The 15,846-nt window shown below is 66.8% G+C and carries 15 protein-coding genes; 14 read left to right on the top strand and 1 reads right to left on the bottom strand.

The window, feature by feature from the left end; translation table 11 throughout:
- Positions 1-36: 36 nt before the first annotated feature.
- The gene (locus M0L44_RS07305; RefSeq protein WP_252768993.1) at positions 37-843 is read right to left on the bottom strand and encodes an outer membrane protein assembly factor BamD; all 807 of its coding nucleotides are present in this window, start codon (positions 841-843) and stop codon (positions 37-39) included.
- Between the two features lie 64 nt (positions 844-907).
- On the opposite strand from M0L44_RS07305, the gene M0L44_RS07300 reads away from it, so the two are divergent.
- From M0L44_RS07300 to hflX, 14 genes are all read left to right on the top strand, one after another.
- On the top strand, positions 908-1,903 hold the full coding sequence (locus M0L44_RS07300) for an RluA family pseudouridine synthase (protein WP_252768992.1): 996 nt from the start codon (positions 908-910) through the stop codon (positions 1,901-1,903).
- A 319-nt stretch (positions 1,904-2,222) separates the two neighbouring features.
- Positions 2,223-2,933: an SMC-Scp complex subunit ScpB gene (gene scpB, locus M0L44_RS07295; RefSeq protein WP_252768991.1), complete on the top strand. Its 711-nt coding sequence runs from the start codon at positions 2,223-2,225 to the stop codon at positions 2,931-2,933.
- Positions 2,930-4,852: a pseudouridine synthase gene (locus M0L44_RS07290; RefSeq protein WP_252768990.1), complete on the top strand. Its 1,923-nt coding sequence runs from the start codon at positions 2,930-2,932 to the stop codon at positions 4,850-4,852. The genes scpB and M0L44_RS07290 overlap by 4 nt, the downstream gene beginning before the upstream one ends.
- A 78-nt stretch (positions 4,853-4,930) precedes the next feature.
- Entirely contained in the window at positions 4,931-5,356 is a 426-nt protein-coding gene (ndk, locus tag M0L44_RS07285; protein ID WP_022979854.1) for a nucleoside-diphosphate kinase, read from the top strand.
- Between the two features lie 39 nt (positions 5,357-5,395).
- On the top strand, positions 5,396-6,532 hold the full coding sequence (gene rlmN, locus M0L44_RS07280; RefSeq protein ID WP_252768989.1) for a dual-specificity RNA methyltransferase RlmN: 1,137 nt from the start codon (positions 5,396-5,398) through the stop codon (positions 6,530-6,532).
- Positions 6,533-6,535: 3 nt separating this feature from the next.
- The gene (gene pilW, locus M0L44_RS07275) at positions 6,536-7,336 is read left to right on the top strand and encodes a type IV pilus biogenesis/stability protein PilW (protein ID WP_252768988.1); all 801 of its coding nucleotides are present in this window, start codon (positions 6,536-6,538) and stop codon (positions 7,334-7,336) included.
- Entirely contained in the window at positions 7,329-8,279 is a 951-nt protein-coding gene (locus M0L44_RS07270) for a helix-turn-helix domain-containing protein (protein ID WP_252768987.1), read from the top strand. The genes pilW and M0L44_RS07270 overlap by 8 nt, the downstream gene beginning before the upstream one ends.
- A 10-nt stretch (positions 8,280-8,289) precedes the next feature.
- Entirely contained in the window at positions 8,290-9,594 is a 1,305-nt protein-coding gene (ispG, locus tag M0L44_RS07265; protein ID WP_252768986.1) for a flavodoxin-dependent (E)-4-hydroxy-3-methylbut-2-enyl-diphosphate synthase, read from the top strand.
- Positions 9,595-9,704: 110 nt separating this feature from the next.
- Complete coding sequence (gene hisS, locus M0L44_RS07260) at positions 9,705-11,003, top strand: histidine--tRNA ligase (RefSeq protein WP_252768985.1); 1,299 nt, start codon at positions 9,705-9,707, stop codon at positions 11,001-11,003.
- 68 nt (positions 11,004-11,071) lie between these two features.
- Positions 11,072-11,734 carry a YfgM family protein gene (locus tag M0L44_RS07255; protein ID WP_252768984.1) on the top strand — a complete coding sequence of 221 codons (663 nt, stop codon included), beginning with the start codon at positions 11,072-11,074 and terminating at the stop codon, positions 11,732-11,734.
- 38 nt (positions 11,735-11,772) lie between these two features.
- Positions 11,773-12,861 carry an outer membrane protein assembly factor BamB gene (gene bamB, locus M0L44_RS07250; protein WP_252768983.1) on the top strand — a complete coding sequence of 363 codons (1,089 nt, stop codon included), beginning with the start codon at positions 11,773-11,775 and terminating at the stop codon, positions 12,859-12,861.
- A 27-nt stretch (positions 12,862-12,888) separates the two neighbouring features.
- Positions 12,889-14,229 (top strand): ribosome biogenesis GTPase Der, encoded by a 1,341-nt coding sequence (gene der, locus M0L44_RS07245; RefSeq protein ID WP_252768982.1) that lies wholly within the window; start codon positions 12,889-12,891, stop codon positions 14,227-14,229.
- A gap of 93 nt (positions 14,230-14,322) precedes the next feature.
- Positions 14,323-14,565, top strand: coding sequence for an RNA chaperone Hfq (gene hfq, locus M0L44_RS07240; protein WP_252768981.1), 243 nt, complete (start codon positions 14,323-14,325; stop codon positions 14,563-14,565).
- A gap of 40 nt (positions 14,566-14,605) precedes the next feature.
- Positions 14,606-15,832: a GTPase HflX gene (gene hflX / locus M0L44_RS07235; protein ID WP_252768980.1), complete on the top strand. Its 1,227-nt coding sequence runs from the start codon at positions 14,606-14,608 to the stop codon at positions 15,830-15,832.
- Positions 15,833-15,846 lie beyond the last annotated feature (14 nt).

Genomic DNA, 15,846 nt, shown 5'->3' with positions numbered 1-15,846 from the left:
CGGGGCCGTTGTCGTCATGTCATCTGCCTGGTCGGCTCACCAGAGCTGCCACCAGGGCTTTTCGCGTTCCTGGATGCCCTGCTTGAGCAGCGGGCTTTCGGGGAAGTTGTGCGCCAGCACCCGGGTGGCATCGTCGCGCAGCTTGTCCAGGCCCAGCCGGTCATAAGCCTGGGCCAGGATGTAGAGGGCTTCCTCGGTGGCTGGGGTTTGCGGGTAGACGGTGATCGTCTGCTGGGCCCGGTTGGCTGCCGCCACCAGTGCACCACGGCGCAGGTAGTAGCGGGCCACATGGACCTCATACTCGGCCAGCACGTTCACGATGTAGTCCATGCGCAGGCGCGCATCGGCAGCGTACTTCGACTCCGGGAACTGATCGACCAACTGCTTGAAGGACTGGTAGGACTCCCGCGAGGCTTGCTGATCGCGCTCGGCCGGGGACTGGCGCGACAGCGCGCCGATGAGCCCGAAATCGTCGTTGAAGTTGACCATGCCGCGCAGGTAGAGCGCATAGTCCAGACCGGGGCTCGACGGGTTGAGCTTGATGAATCGGTCCAGCGTGCTGATGGCCTGGGCCTTCTCGCCCGACTTCCAGTAGGCGTAGGACAGGTCCAGCTGCGACTGCTGGGCGAGCAGGCCGCCGCCCGCGCGGCCCTCCACCTTCTCAAGGTACTTGATGGCGCTGGGCCAGTTGCCGGAGCTCATCTCCGACTTGCCCGATGCATACAATTCTTCGGCCGTTCCCTTGATTTCAGGGTCCTTGAGGGAGCTGCAGGCAGCCAGGGTCACCATCAGCGCAGCGAGCGCGCCGCGGGTGAGGGCACGGAACAGGGGGTGTGCGGTCATGAATCGGGCGGCCACCGGAGTTGGCCGCGGAGCGCGGAGTGCAGACAAAAGGTCGATTGATTATATGAGTGGCAACTGGGCGTCCCTGGACGCGTCCTGCCAGGGTGATGCCATCCTGGCTCCGGAGGACGGCGAAGCCGAGTCGGAGTTTGAGCTGCGCGCGCAGGTGCTGGGGGCTTCTGCGCACGCGCAGCGCTTGGACCGGGTGCTGGCCGCCCTCGCGCCGGAGTTCTCCCGCAGCCATCTGCAGGGACTGGTCGAAGCGGGGCAGGTTCGCCTGGATGGCGTGGTGGCGACCCTGTCCTCCCGCAAGGTGCGGGCCGGGCAGCGCCTCGAGGTCCACCTGGTGCCTCCCGCCGAGAGCTTGGCCTTCCGGCCGGAGCCCATGGCGCTCGATGTCGTCCACGAGGACATGCATGTGCTCGTGGTGAACAAGCCCGCGGGGCTCGTGGTGCATCCGGCCGCGGGCAACTGGTCGGGTACCTTGCTCAATGGTTTGCTGGCGCGGGATCCCCGAGCCGCGCAGCTGCCACGGGCGGGCATCGTGCACCGGCTGGACAAGGACACCTCGGGCCTGATGGTCGTGGGGCGGACTCTGGAAGCCGTGACCGCCCTGGTGCGCGACATGGCCCAGCGCGACATCCACCGCCGGTATTTGGCCCTGGCCCATGGCGACGTGGGGAAGGCGCCTTTCACCGTCGATGCGCCGGTGGGTCGGGATCCTGCCCTTCGCACCCGCATGGCGGTGTCGACGGGTGGCAAGCCTGCCCGGACCGATGTCCAGCCGGTGGCCTTCGACGGCGAGGTCAGTGCCATCCGGTGCAAGCTGCATACGGGGCGCACGCATCAGATTCGGGTGCATTTGTCTCATGAAGGACACCCGCTGCTCGCCGATGCGCTGTACGGGGGGCGTCCGCTGCGGGGCATGCAGCGCCAAGCCCTGCATGCTGCCGAACTGGCGTTCGCCCACCCCATCACCCGCGAGCCGCTGTCCTTCGAGGCGCCGATGCCGTCCGATCTGGCAGCGGCCTGGCAACAGGTGCTGGCCACTGCGCAATGAGGCATCGCCTGTGCCTCGGCTTGTAATACAATCGGGAACCAAGCCCTGACAGCGGCTGCCGGCATGCACCGAAAGGCGAGTGCCGAAGAGATCCGGTTTGCACCCCCCGCTGTCTTTCCGGTGAATGGGACGAGCCGCCGTGTGTCACGGGGCTTCCCCAGCCGCAGATTGTGGTCTCCACCGGCCCGGCGAAGAAACTGTATCCATGCCCGTCCTGCTGTCGCCTCGAGTCGGCGCGGACGCCACGAGCACATGCCGCCGCGGTACAGCGGCCTGACGAGTCCACTGCCCCGACGGGCAGCGTTTCGATCCCTTGTCGATGAACACACAGGATGCCAAGCGCGTTCTCGAAACCGCACTGATTTGTGCCAGCCAGCCGCTGTCGCTGCGGGAAATGCGCGTGCTGTTCGAGGATCAGCTCGGGGCAGATTCGCTTCGGATGGTTCTGGATGAGCTCATGCAGGACTGGCGTGAACGCGGCGTGGAATTGGTCCGGGTGGCTTCCGGCTGGCGCTTCCAGAGCCGTCCGGAGTTGCGCGAGTATCTGGATCGCCTGAATCCGGAGAAGCCGCCCCGCTATTCCCGCGCGGTGCTGGAGACGCTGGCCATCATTGCCTACCGGCAACCGGTGACCCGTGGGGACATCGAGGACATCCGGGGCGTGGTGGTGTCCAGCCAGATCATGAAGCAGCTCGAGGATCGCAACTGGATCGAAGCCATCGGGCACCGAGACGCACCGGGGCGGCCAGCCCTCTATGCCACGACACGCCAATTCTTGGACGATCTGGGGCTGGGCAGCCTGGATCAGCTGCCGCTGCTGGAAGGCCCGGGCGGCCTCGAAGCACTGGCGGGGCTGACCAGCACCCAGCCTGACCTGTTGGCGGAGCAGGGGGAACTGGCGCTGGATCCGCCGGAAGCACCCTCTGGAGAGGCAACCCATCCAGGCGACCTGCCCGCCGCCACCGAATCTTCCGCGCAAGCCACTGAGGGCGTGCAGGCGGACAACGCATCAACCCCACCTGAAGCATGAACGACGCTGACCAAGACAACCCGCAACTGCCCTCGGCAGAAGCTCCCGCCGAGGCACCCAAGAAGCGCACCCGCACGCGCAAGCCGGTGAGTGCCGCCGCTGAGGAAGCGCCTGCCGGCGCAGCAGCGCCGGAGGCGGCGGCAGAGGCGGCCAAGCCGGCCCGCAAGCCCCGCGCTCCGCGCAAGACGGCTGCCGCAGCGGTCGAGCCAGTCTCTATGGAGGCGGCTGAGTCCCCGCAGGCGCCTGAGGCCGATGGCGGTTCGCAGCAAGTCGCGCCGCAGGAGGCTGTTCAGGACGTGCGTCAGGACGTGCCGATGCCGGTGGCGTCTGCCGAGGCTTCGCCGCAGGCCGCCGCCCAGTCGCCCGAAGAGGGTGAGGGCGCCGAAGACGGCGCCGGAGGGCGTTCGCGCAATCGCCGCCGGGGCCGGCGTGGTGCTGGCCGGGGCGAGGACACGGAGGGCGGGGAAACCACCCAGGCGCAGGGAGCCGAGATGGCTTCCGTGCCGCCCGCCGAAGTCGGCGAGCTGTTTGCCAGTGTGGTGGCTGGTGATTTTGACGGCGCGGTCGAGCCTGAAGCCATGGCCGAGACCGGCGAAGCCGTCGCGGAAAAGCGTGTGCTGCTGCCGGACGCGGATGCCCCCAAGCTGCACAAGGTGCTGGCGCAGTCCGGCATCGGCTCCCGCCGCGACATGGAGCAGATGATCCAGGACGGGCGCGTCACCGTGAACGACGAGGTTGCCCACACCGGCATGCGCGTGTCCTTTGGGGACCGAGTGGCGGTGGACGGCAAGCCGGTGCGCATCCGCATCGCCCCGCCGCCTGCCCGGGTCATTGCCTATCACAAGCTGGCCGGTGAAGTGGTCAGCCACGACGATCCGCAACAGCGTCCCACGGTGTTCCGCAAGCTGCCGCGCCTGCAGCAGGGCAAGTGGCAGTCGGTGGGCCGTCTGGACATGAACACCGAGGGCTTGCTGCTGCTCACGACCTCCGGTGATCTGGCCAACAAGCTGATGCATCCGCGCTTTGGCGTGGAGCGCGAGTACGCCGTGCGCGTGCTGGGCACCCTCGAGAAGGAGGCCCGCGAGCGCCTGCTGGCCGGCGTGGAGATCGAAGGTCAGGCCGCCGCGTTCAAGAGCATCGAGGACGGTGGCGGCGAGGGGGTCAACCACTGGTATCGCGTGGTGATCACCGAAGGTCGCAACCGGGAAGTGCGCAAGCTTTTCGATGCGGTGGGCCTCACGGTCAGCCGCCTGATCCGGATCCGCTATGGCTGCGTCGTGCTGCCGCGCGGGCTCAAGCGAGGCGACTGGGTGGACCTGGGCGAGGCCGACGTGAAGGCGCTGCGCCGCCTGACCGACGGTGCCGGGGCACCGCGTGGCGAAGGCCGCCGCGAAGGACGCGACGCCCAGGGCGGTCGGCCGGTGCGTGGCGATGACCGGGGTGGCAAGAAGGGGCGGGGCAACGAGCAGCGCCGTGAGCGCCCTGAGGGCCGCGCCGAGGGGGCTCGCCCCGAGAATGCCCGCGGCAACCGCAACAACAACAGCAATGACAAGCGCCGCCGTGAGCAGGGTGATCTGGCGCCACAGCGGGAGCCGGGCGATCCGAGTCGCATTCCGAACCCGTTGCAGCAGACCTATGACCGCCGCGCCATCCAGCGCGAGCGCGCGGCTTCGGTGCGTGACGACGATTTCGAGGATGGTCCCATCCCGAATCCGCTGCAGCAGACCTATGACCGCCGTTTTGTCCAAGAAAATCGGGGCGGTGGCCGCGGTGGCAAGGGCAAGGGCGGCGGCGGTGGCGGTGGCAACCAGCGCCAGCCCGACCCGATGCAGACCTCGGTGGGCTACATCGGCGCAGACGCCTTCACCCGCAAGCTCCAGGGGCGCGGGGGTGGTGGTGGCGGACGTGGTCGTCGCTGACGCACAGGAATGTCAACGGGCAAGGCTAAAATTCAAGGCTTTGTCCAAACCCTCATCGAACTTTCGAGGAAAACCACAATGGCCATCGAACGCACCCTCTCTATCATCAAGCCCGACGCCGTGGCCAAGAACGTCATCGGCCAGATCTACAGCCGCTTCGAAGGCGCTGGCCTGAAGGTGATTGCTGCCCGCATGATGCAGCTGTCTCAGGCCGATGCCGAGGCCTTCTACGCCGTGCACAAGGCTCGCCCCTTCTTCAAGGATCTGGTGAGCTTCATGATCTCAGGCCCGGTGATGGTGCAAGTGCTGGAAGGCGAAGGCGCCATCCTGAAGAACCGTGACCTGATGGGTGCCACCGACCCGAAGAAGGCCGACAAGGGCACCATCCGTGCCGACTTCGCGGATTCGATCGACGCCAACGCCGTGCACGGCTCCGACGCCGCCGAAACTGCTGCGGTCGAAATCGCCTTCTTCTTCCCGGCGATGAACATCCACTCGCGCTGATCGGCGCGAGGGTTTACGCACGTCAGAGGAGGCTGGTCCATGGGCGATGTCGTCAATTTGCTCGACCACGACCTGGATGGCCTGAGTGCGTACTGTGAAGGGCTGGGCGAAAAGCGCTTTCGCGCCACCCAGCTCTTCCGCTGGATTCACCAGAAGGGCGCGAAGGATTTCGCGTCCATGACCGATCTGGCCAAGTCCCTGCGCGAAAAGCTCGCCGGACGGGCCGAGATCCGGGGCCTGCCGGTTTTGACCGAGCAGGTGTCGTCGGATGGCACCACCAAGTGGCTGTTCGACGTGGGCGGCGGCAACGCCGTCGAAACCGTCTTTATCCCCGAGGATGACCGTGGCACGCTGTGCGTGTCTTCCCAGGCGGGCTGTGCGGTGGGCTGCCGTTTTTGCTCCACCGGCCACCAGGGCTTCAGCCGCAACCTGAGCACCGGCGAGATCATGGCCCAGCTGTGGTTTGCCGAACACCGGTTGCGCGAGCGGCTGCAGTTGCCCGCCGGTGAACGGGTCATCACCAATGTGGTGATGATGGGCATGGGCGAGCCGCTGCAGAACTACGGGGCTTTGATCCCGGCGCTGCGGGTGATGCTGGACGACCATGGCTATGGTCTGTCGCGCCGTCGCGTGACGGTGTCCACCTCGGGCGTGGTGCCGATGATGGACCGCTTGCGTGAGGATTGCCCGGTGGCACTGGCGGTGTCCCTGCATGCACCCACCGATGCCCTGCGCGACGAGCTGGTGCCGCTCAACCGCAAATACCCGCTGGATGAGCTGATGGCGGCCTGCAAGCGCTACCTGCAGGCTGCGCCACGCGACTTCATCACCTTCGAGTACTGCATGCTCGAAGGCGTCAATGACACCGAAGAGCATGCCCAGGCCCTGCTGGCGCTGGTGCATGGCCGCGGTGAGCACCGCGTGCCGTGCAAGCTCAACCTGATTCCCTTCAATCCCTTCCCGGCCTCCGGCCTGCGGCGCTCCTCGCGTGAACGTGTGTTGCGCTTTGCCAAGGTGCTGCAGGATGCTGGCTTGGTGACCACGATCCGCAAGACGCGTGGCGACGACATTGATGCCGCTTGTGGTCAACTTGCGGGGGAGGTCCAGGACCGGACCCGCGTGGGCGAGCGCATGAAGCGTTTGCCCGTTCCGATTGTCCCGTTGGGAGTCAAGTAGCCGATGAACTGGATGGGCTGCCGCCGTAGGGCGTGGGCGGGTGTTGTTGCGGCGATCGTGGTGCTGGTGGCAGGTTGCGCTTCGCAGCCGCCGAGCAATGATCTGGTGACCGATTCGGACCAGACCAAGGCCGACCGTGCGGCTCAGCTCCACATGGAACTGGCGGCGGCCTACTTCGGGCGCGGCAACAACGAGGCGGCGCTGGACGATGTCAAGAAGGTGCTGGCCGCCAAGCCAGACGCGAGCGCAGCCTACAACCTGCGCGGGCTGATCTACGCCAGCATGGACCAGAACGATCTGGCGGAAAGCAGTTTCCAGCGCGCCATGCAGCTCAATCCGCGCGATTTTGATGCGGCGCACAACTATGCGTGGTTTCTTTGCCAGAAGCGCCGGTACGACGAGGCCGACGCCGAGTTCGCCAAGCTGCTGGCCCAGCCTTCCTACCGGGACATCGTGCGCAGCCAGCTGGCCCGGGGGGTGTGCCTTGCCAGGAACCAACATTGGGGCGATGCCGAGCAGGCCCTGCGCCGTGCCTATGAGCTGGACCCTGCCAACCCGGCCGTGGCGGTCAACCTGACCGAGGTGCTCTACCGCGAACAGCAGTTCGAGCGGGCACGCTTCTATATCCGCCGGGTCAATGCCGTGGATGAGCTGGTGACGTCCCAGACGCTGTGGCTGGCCATGCGCATTGAGAGAAAGTTGGGGCGGGACGATCAGGTGCAACTGCTGGGCAACCAGCTGCGCAACCGGTACCCGGACGCATCCGAAACCCTGCTGTTCGAAAAGGGTCGATTCGATGACTGAATCCAACGAAGGGCCACAGGAAGGCGCTTCGAATGGCCGCAGCGCCGGGCAGCTTCTGCGCGCTGCCCGCGAGGCCCAAGGCATGCATGTGGCCTCGCTGGCCGCGGTGTTGAAGGTGCCGCCGGCCAAGCTGGAGGCACTGGAGGCGGATCGTTATGACGAGCTGCAGGGCGCGACCTTTGTGCGTGCGCTGGCCCAGGCCGCCTGCCGTGCCCTCAAGATCGATCCCAACCCGGTGCTGGTGCGCCTGCCGAAGGTGGAGGTCATGCCGCTCGGCTCCATCGGCCCGGGCATCAATGCCAGCTTCAAGGGCAGCGCGCCAGCGCGCGAGCTGTCCGATGGCGCTTCGCCGCGCCGCGGTTTGCTGATCCTGGTGCTGGTGCTGGTGTTGGCGGCGCTGGCCATGTTCCTGCTGCCTCGCAACTTCTTCCAGTGGGGGCCGCTGGCGGCCCAGGTGGAGGCCGTGCTGCCCGCATCTGCCGTGGCGTCGGCGGTGGTTCCGGAAGCGAGTGCTGTCTCACCGGACGCCAGTGCCGCGGTGTCGGCAACCGAGACCGGTGGGCCCGTCGCGGCGGCCGCGTCCGCAGCTTCGCCGGTGCTGAGCGCCTCGGAAGTGCGCGAGGCGGCGGTGGCGGGGGCCCCTCTGGGGGCTTCCGGCGTGCTGCCGGCAGTGGCTTCGGCGCCCGCCGTGGCGCCCACTGGCGGGCGGGGCATGGTGCAGCTTCGCGCCATGGCGCCGAGCTGGGTCGAGGTGGTGGACGCCTCCGGACAGTCCCTGGTCGGGCGCATCCTGCACCAGGGTGAGATGATCAACCTGGAGGGGGCCTTGCCCCTGCGGATCAAGGTGGGCAATGTGGCGGGTACCGAGGTGGTCTTTCAGGGCCACCCGGTGGACCTGAAGCCGCTGGCACGTGACAACGTGGCACGGCTCGAACTCAAGTGATCGCATCGACATGACTGAACAAACCCGCCCCGCCACGGTTCTGCCCACCGAAGAGTCTCAGCCCATCGCGTTGGCTGCTCCGGCGCCGCGCCGTTCGCGTCAGGCCCGGGTGGTCTGGGGCGACCGGGTGGTGACCGTTGGCGGTGACGCGCCCGTGCGGGTGCAGTCGATGACCAACACCGACACGGTGGATGTCATCGGCACGGCCATCCAGGTGAAGGAGCTGGCGCGCGCGGGTTCCGAGCTGGTGCGCCTGACGGTCAACACGCCCGAGGCCGCTGCGGCTGTGCCGGAGATCCGCAATCAGCTGGACCGCATGGGGGTGGATGTGCCGCTGGTCGGCGACTTCCACTACAACGGACACCGGCTGCTGTCCGAGCATCCCGCTTGCGCCGAAGCCCTGTCCAAGTACCGCATCAACCCGGGCAACGTGGGCAAGGGTGACAAGGGCGACCGGCAGTTCGCTCAGATGGTCGAGGCGGCCTGCCGCTACGACAAGGCTGTGCGCATCGGCGTGAACTGGGGCAGCCTGGATCAGGAAGTGATGGCGACCCTGATGGACACCAACGGCCGGCGCGCTCAGCCCTGGGAGGCCCGGCAGGTGATGTACGAGGCCCTGGTGCAGTCGGCGCTGCAGTCTGCGGCCCAGGCCCAGGATGTGGGCCTCGACCCCAACCAGATCATCATCAGTTGCAAGGTCAGCGGCGTGCAGGACCTGATCGCCGTTTACCGGGCGCTGGCGCGACGTTGCGACTATGCGCTGCACCTGGGGCTGACCGAGGCTGGTATGGGCACCAAGGGCACGGTGGCTTCTGCGGCGGCGCTGTCGGTGCTGCTGCAGGAAGGCATCGGCGACACGATCCGTGTCTCCCTGACCCCGCAGCCGGGTGAGGCGCGCACCCAGGAGGTGGTGGTGGCCATGGAGATCCTGCAGGCCCTGGGGCTGCGCAGCTTCAACCCCAGTGTGACGGCTTGCCCGGGCTGTGGCCGCACCACCAGCACGGTGTTCCAGGAGTTGGCCAAGCAGATTGACGACTTCCTGCGGGCGCAGATGCCGGTCTGGCGGGCCCACTATCCGGGCGTCGAGCAGATGAAGGTGGCGGTGATGGGCTGCATCGTGAACGGCCCGGGCGAGAGCAAGCACGCCGACATCGGCATCAGCCTGCCCGGCACTGGCGAGGCCCCAGCCGCCCCCGTGTTCATCGACGGAGAAAAGGCGTTGACCCTGCGTGGCGAAGGCATTGCCACCGAGTTCCAGGCCCTCGTCGAGCAATACATCGAGCGCCGCTACGGGCGTGCGACCGACGCGCATTGACGCGGATCGCCATTCATTTCGACGCTGCCGTTGCGCCCTGACGGCAAGCTCCCTACCTGTTCCTGGCGGATGCCCCCTGGCGCGGCATCTGCCTTTTTCCATGATCTGACATGAGCGAACAACTCAAGGCCGTCAAAGGCATGAACGACATCCTGCCGCCAGAATCGGCGCGCTGGGAATGGTTCGAGGCGACCGTGCGCTGCGTGATGCAGCGTTACGCCTACCAGAATGTGCGCACGCCGCTGGTGGAGCCCACACCGCTGTTCGTGCGCGGGCTGGGCGAGGTGACCGACATCGTCGAGAAGGAGATGTACTCCTTCGAGGACAAACTCAATGGCGATCAGCTGACCCTGCGCCCGGAGGGCACCGCTGGTGTGGTGCGCGCGGTCAACGAGCACTCTCTGCTGTACGACGGCCCCAAGCGTCTGTTCTACATTGGCGCCATGTTCCGCCACGAGCGTCCCCAGAAGGGCCGCTACCGTCAGTTCCACCAGGTCGGTGTGGAGGCCCTGGGCTTCCCCGGACCGGATCTGGACGTCGAAGTCATCCTGATGGCACGGGCGCTCTGGCGTGAGCTGGGCCTCAGCGATGTGCGCCTGGAGATCAACAGCCTCGGCCAGCCGGCCGAGCGGCTGGCCCACCGGGCCGCGTTGATCGCCTACTTCGAGGCGCACGCGGACCAGCTGGACGAGGATGCGCGGCGTCGCCTGCACAGCAACCCGCTGCGCATTCTGGACACCAAGAACCCCGCCATGCAGGCCCTGGTGGAAGCGGCGCCCAAGCTGATCGACCACCTGGGTGAGGCCTCGCTGGCCCACCTGGAGGGCGTGAAGGCTGCTTTGACGGCCGTGGGGCAGTCGTTCACCGTCAACCCGCGCCTGGTGCGCGGCATGGATTACTACAACCTCACCGTGTTCGAGTGGGTGACGGACCGTCTGGGATCGCAGGGTACCGTCTGCGCCGGTGGGCGTTACGACGGGCTGATCGAGCAGATCGGCGGCAAGTCCGCCCCGGCCGTCGGCTGGGGCCTGGGCATCGAGCGCGTGCTGGCGCTGCTGGAGGACAGCGGTGCGGCCGTGCCGGCCGCGGTGCCAGACGTCTATGCCGTGGTGCCAGATGCCACGGCGCTGCCCCAGGTCATCGCGACGCTGGAACTCCTGCGCGGCCAGGGAGTCACGGTGCAGATGCATGCGGGCGGCAAGGACGGGCAGGGCAGCTTCAAGTCCCAGTTCAAGAAGGCGGATGCCAGTGGCGCACGGCATGCACTGATCTTCGGTGCCGATGAGTTGGCGCAGGGCATGGTGACCGTCAAGCCGCTGCGGGATGCGGGGGCAATCCAGGCCCAACGCCCCCTGGCCGAACTGGCCGACTGGGGCCCCAGCCTGCGGGCCTCTGGCGCCGAAGCATAATCGGGAGCCCCGTCACCTGGCGGGGCGCAACTTCACCTCTCGCCCGCGTTCTGCGGGCCTCTGTTTTCATGGCAACGAATCTCGATCTTCAGGAACAGGAACAGATTGACGCGGTCAAGGCGTTCTGGGGCCAGTACGGCAATCTGATCACCTGGACCGTGACGCTGGTGCTGGTGGCCTTTGCCGGCTGGAATGGCTGGAACTGGTGGCAGCGCGAGCAGGCGGTGAAGGCCAGTGCCATGTTCGACGAGATGGACCAGGCGGTTCAAGCGGGCGACGCCGACAAGGCGGGGCGGGTCTTCAAGGATCTGAAGGACCGCTTTGGTCGGACCGCCTATGCCCAGCAGGCCGGTCTGCTGGTCGCCAAGGTGCAGGCCGACAAGGGCCAGGCCGACGCCGCGGTCGCCAGCCTGAGCTGGGTGGCAGAGGACGCGTCCGATGAGGACTACCGCAGTCTGGCGCACCTGCGGCTGGCGGGGCTGCTGCTGGACAAGAAGGACTACGACGGTGCGTTCAAGCAACTGGATGCGGTGAAGTCGTCGGAATTTGCAGGCTTGGTCAATGATCGGCGCGGTGACGTGCTGATGGCGCAAGGCAAGCAGGCCGAGGCCGTGACTGCCTGGAAGAAGGGTTGGGACGCGCTGAGCGAGAAGCTGGACTACCGCCGGGTGGTGGAGGCCAAGCTGACCGCTGTGGGCGCTCAGCCGGCGGCCTCGGGAGCGGCTGAATGAGGGGGGCTCGCTGGATTCACGGGGCAGCCCTGGGCGCGATGGCGCTCGCCCTGCTGGGGGGCTGCGCGTCCAAGGACCGTCTGCCGCCGGCGCCGCTGCAGCAGATCAAGCCGCAGATCGCTGGCAAGCAGGTATGGCATGCGAGCCTGCCGGACAAGGTCCGCTTCCCGCTGGCCATCGCGTCGGTCAAGGGCCAGTTCTTGGCCGCGGACGACGGTGGCCATGTGGTGGCCTTGGAGGCCGCGTCTGGTCGTGAACTGTGGCGTGCCCGCGTGGGAGATGATCTCAGCGCAGGGGTGGGCAGCGATGGTCACTGGGCGTCCGTGGTGACCCGTGGCAATGAGCTGGTGACCCTGGAGGAAGGAACCGAGCGCTGGCGTGCCAAGCTGGGTATCCAGGTGGTGACCGCGCCGCTGGTGGCTGGAGAGCGCGTCTTCATCGTGGGCGTGGACCGTTCGGTGCAGGCCTTCGACGCTGCGACCGGGCGCTTGCTTTGGGTCATGCGCCGCCCGGGTGATGCGCTCACCCTGGGCCAGGCTTCGGTGCTGACCGCCTACAAGGACACCCTGCTGGTCGGGCAGGGCAACCGCCTGGCGGGCCTGGATCCCCTCAAGGGCACGGTGCGCTGGGAGGCCACGGTGGCCATGCCCCGTGGCACGAACGAGATCGAGCGCCTGTCTGACCTGGTCGGTCCGGCTGGCCGCGTGGGCAATGTGTTCTGTGCGCGTGCCTACCAGACCGCCGTGGGCTGTGTGGATGGCGAGCGTGGCAGCACGCTGTGGAACGTCAACACCACCGGAAGCATGGGTGTGGCGGCGGACAATGATGCGGTCTACGCGACCGATGCGGCCGACCGGGTGACGGCGCGCCGTCGCAGCGATGGTGTCAGCCTGTGGTCCAACGAGCGCCTGCTCAATCGTCGCCTCAGTGCCCCAGTGGTGGTCGGCCCCACGGTCGTCTTTGCCGATCTGGAAGGCCAGGTGCATTTCCTGTCGCGCAGCAGCGGAGACATCCTGCTGCGGCTGCCGACCGATGGCTCGCCCGTGGTGGCTGCGCCCGCGCTGTCGGACACCACGTTGTTGGTGGCCACTGAAGATGGTGGGCTGTTCGCCTTCCGTCCCGAGTAACCCGTTTTTCTGATTGCCAGGTCTGTCTTGAAGCCCGTTATTGCCCTGGTCGGCCGCCCCAATGTGGGCAAGTCGACGTTGTTCAACCGGATGACCAAGAGCCGCGACGCCATCGTTGCGGACTTCGCCGGTCTGACCCGCGACCGCCACTATGGTGATGGTCGCCTGGGCTCGCGTGAGTTCATCATCATCGACACTGGTGGCTTCGAGCCAGACAGTTCCACCGGCATCGTCAAGGAGATGGCCAAGCAGACCCGCCAGGCCGTGGCGGAGGCGGACGTGGTGATCCTCGTGACCGACGTGCGCACCGGCCTGTCGGGGCAGGACCAGGACATCGCGCGCTATCTGCGGCAATGCAACAAGCGGGTGCTGCTGGCGGTGAACAAGGCCGAGGGCATGAGCGAATCGCCCCTGCTGGGCGAATTCCACGAGTTGGGCATGGGCGAACCGCATCCCGTCTCCGCCGCGCATGGCCAGGGTATCCGCAGCCTGCTGGAGGCCGCGCTGGAGGACTTTCCGGAGGAGGATGAGGAAGCCCTGGACGGCGAGGAGGGGGACAAACCCATCCGGTTGGCGGTGGCAGGCCGCCCCAACGTCGGCAAGTCCACCCTCATCAATGCCTGGCTGGGCGAGGACCGCCTGATCGCTTTCGACATGCCGGGCACCACCCGGGATGCCATCAAGGTGCCTCTGGAGCGCAATGGGCAGAAGTTCGAGCTGATCGACACCGCCGGCCTGCGCCGCAAGGGCAAGGTTTTCGAGGCCATCGAGAAGTTCTCGGTGGTCAAGACGCTGCAGGCCATCGCGGACGCCAACGTCGTGGTCCTGATGATCGATGCCACCCAGGGGGTGAGCGAGCAGGACGCCCACATTGCCGGCTACGTGCTGGATTCCGGTCGGGCCGTCGTCATCGCGATCAACAAGTGGGACGCCATCGACAGCTACCAGCGCCAGCTGCTGGAGCGCTCGATCGAACAGCGCCTGGCCTTCCTGCGCTTTGCGCCGATCATCAACATCTCGGCGCTCAAGCGCCAGGGCCTGGGGCCGCTGTGGAAGGCCATCTCCGATGCCCACGCTTCGGCCACCTGCAAGATGCCCACTCCGGTGCTGACCCGTCTGCTGCACGAGGCGGTGGAGCATCAGCAGCCCAAGCGCAGCGGTACCTTCCGCCCCAAACTGCGCTACGCTCACCAGGGCGGCATGAATCCGCCCATCATCGTGATCCACGGCAATTCCCTGGAGCACGTGACGGACGTCTACAAGCGCTACCTGGAAGGGCGCTTCCGTGAGCATTTCAAGCTGGTGGGCACGCCACTGCGCATTGAAATGAAGCTTTCACGGAACCCTTTCAACGAATCCGAACACTGACACAGGAAGCCGCGCCAATCTCCACGGTCTGTGGGGGCACGGCGCCTGTGTTAACGTGCCAACATTCCTTCTCTCTTCAACACGGAGCATATCGTGAGCAACAAAGGGCAACTTCTACAAGACCCGTTCCTGAACCTGCTGCGCAAGGAGCATGTTCCGGTGTCCATCTACCTGGTCAATGGCATCAAGCTGCAAGGGCATATCGAGTCCTTCGACCAGTACGTCGTTCTGCTCCGCAATACCGTCACCCAGATGGTCTACAAGCACGCCATTTCCACGGTGGTGCCCGGGCGGGCGGTGAACTTCCATCCGGCCGAGTCCGGCGACGCCACCTGAGCGCCGTCCTGACGAGGGGCCTGCGACTCGGGGTGTGCCCATGGTGAGCGCTGTGCCGGAAGAGGCTGGCGCGTCTGCGGGTCAGGCCCGGGCCGTGCTGGTGGGCGTGGATCTGGGGCCTGGTTCCTCTTTTGATCCCACGCTGGATGAACTTGGCCTGTTGGCCGAGTCGGCGGGTGACTGTGTGGTCGCCAAAGTCTTGGCCAAGCGCAAGTCGCCTGATCCGGCCCTCTTCGTGGGGTCGGGCAAGGCCGATGAGATCAAGCTGCTTGTGCAGGCCCATGGCGCGCACGGTGTCATCTTTGATCAGGCGCTGTCGCCCGCGCAGCAACGCAATCTGGAGCGCCACCTGGGCGTGCCCGTGTCGGACCGCACGGCCCTGATCCTCGAGATCTTTGCCGCGCGTGCCCAGAGCCACGAAGGCAAGCTGCAGGTGGAGCTGGCTCGTCTGCAGTACATCGCCACCCGGCTGGTTCGACGATGGACCCACCTGGAGCGGCAGCAGGGCGGCATCGGCACACGTGGTGGCCCGGGTGAGGCCCAGATCGAGCTGGACCGCCGGATGATTGGGGACCGCATCAAGCAGGTGAAGCTGCGGCTCGAGAAGGTCAAGCGGCAACGCGGCACGCAGCGGCGAGCGCGCGAGCGCAGCGGGACCTTCCGGGTGTCTCTGGTGGGCTACACCAATGCGGGCAAGTCCACGCTGTTCAATGCACTGGTCAAGGCCCGCGCCTACGCGGCCAACCAGCTCTTTGCCACACTGGACACCACCACCCGTTCGCTCTACCTGGGCGAAGCTGGGCGCTCCGTGTCGCTGTCGGACACCGTGGGCTTCATCCGCGATCTGCCTCACAAGCTGGTGGAGGCCTTCCGGGCCACTCTGCAGGAGGCGGCCGACGCCGACCTGCTGCTGCACGTCATCGATGCTTCGAGCCCCTTGCTGCACGAGCAGCAGATTGAGGTGGAGCGGGTGCTGGAGGAAATCGGCGCTGAATCGGTCCCCCAGATCCTGGTCTACAACAAGCTCGATGCGATCGAGGCGGGGCAGCGGCCCCGCGTCCTGCGCGATGAGCTCGAACTGGGGGCAGGGCGTCGCGTGCCCCGGGTCTTCGTCAGCGCCCTCACCGGCGAGGGGCTGGACGTGCTGCGGCAGATCATCGCCGAGCATGCCGCGCCCATCCCCGATCAGGAGGACGCTGGCACGGTGCATCTGTTGCCCGACGGCAGCCCCGCTGGCGCGCCGCGGCCTCCGGCTGACTATCATTGAAACCACGATTTCAA

This window comes from Ideonella oryzae (assembly GCF_024055665.1).
Taxonomy (GTDB): Bacteria; Pseudomonadota; Gammaproteobacteria; order Burkholderiales; family Burkholderiaceae_C; genus Ideonella; species Ideonella oryzae.
The sequence above is the reverse complement of the archived record's forward strand: the minus strand, read 5'-3'. Positions and strand labels throughout refer to the sequence as shown.

Bases quoted from the DNA above. Each gene is read 5' to 3' on its own strand.
- scpB (WP_252768991.1), top strand. From the start codon at position 2,223: ATGAACACACAGGATGCCAAGCGCGTTCTCGAAACCGCACTGATTTGT.
- pilW (WP_252768988.1), top strand. From the start codon at position 6,536: ATGAACTGGATGGGCTGCCGCCGTAGGGCGTGGGCGGGTGTTGTTGCG.
- hisS (WP_252768985.1), top strand. From the start codon at position 9,705: ATGAGCGAACAACTCAAGGCCGTCAAAGGCATGAACGACATCCTGCCG.
- M0L44_RS07255 (WP_252768984.1), top strand. From the start codon at position 11,072: ATGGCAACGAATCTCGATCTTCAGGAACAGGAACAGATTGACGCGGTC.
- M0L44_RS07300 (WP_252768992.1), top strand. From the start codon at position 908: ATGAGTGGCAACTGGGCGTCCCTGGACGCGTCCTGCCAGGGTGATGCC.
- bamB (WP_252768983.1), top strand. From the start codon at position 11,773: ATGGCGCTCGCCCTGCTGGGGGGCTGCGCGTCCAAGGACCGTCTGCCG.
- M0L44_RS07290 (WP_252768990.1), top strand. From the start codon at position 2,930: ATGAACGACGCTGACCAAGACAACCCGCAACTGCCCTCGGCAGAAGCT.
- hflX (WP_252768980.1), top strand. From the start codon at position 14,606: ATGGTGAGCGCTGTGCCGGAAGAGGCTGGCGCGTCTGCGGGTCAGGCC.
- rlmN (WP_252768989.1), top strand. From the start codon at position 5,396: ATGGGCGATGTCGTCAATTTGCTCGACCACGACCTGGATGGCCTGAGT.
- M0L44_RS07305 (WP_252768993.1), bottom strand. From the start codon at position 843: ATGACCGCACACCCCCTGTTCCGTGCCCTCACCCGCGGCGCGCTCGCT.
- ispG (WP_252768986.1), top strand. From the start codon at position 8,290: ATGACTGAACAAACCCGCCCCGCCACGGTTCTGCCCACCGAAGAGTCT.
- ndk (WP_022979854.1), top strand. From the start codon at position 4,931: ATGGCCATCGAACGCACCCTCTCTATCATCAAGCCCGACGCCGTGGCC.
- M0L44_RS07270 (WP_252768987.1), top strand. From the start codon at position 7,329: ATGACTGAATCCAACGAAGGGCCACAGGAAGGCGCTTCGAATGGCCGC.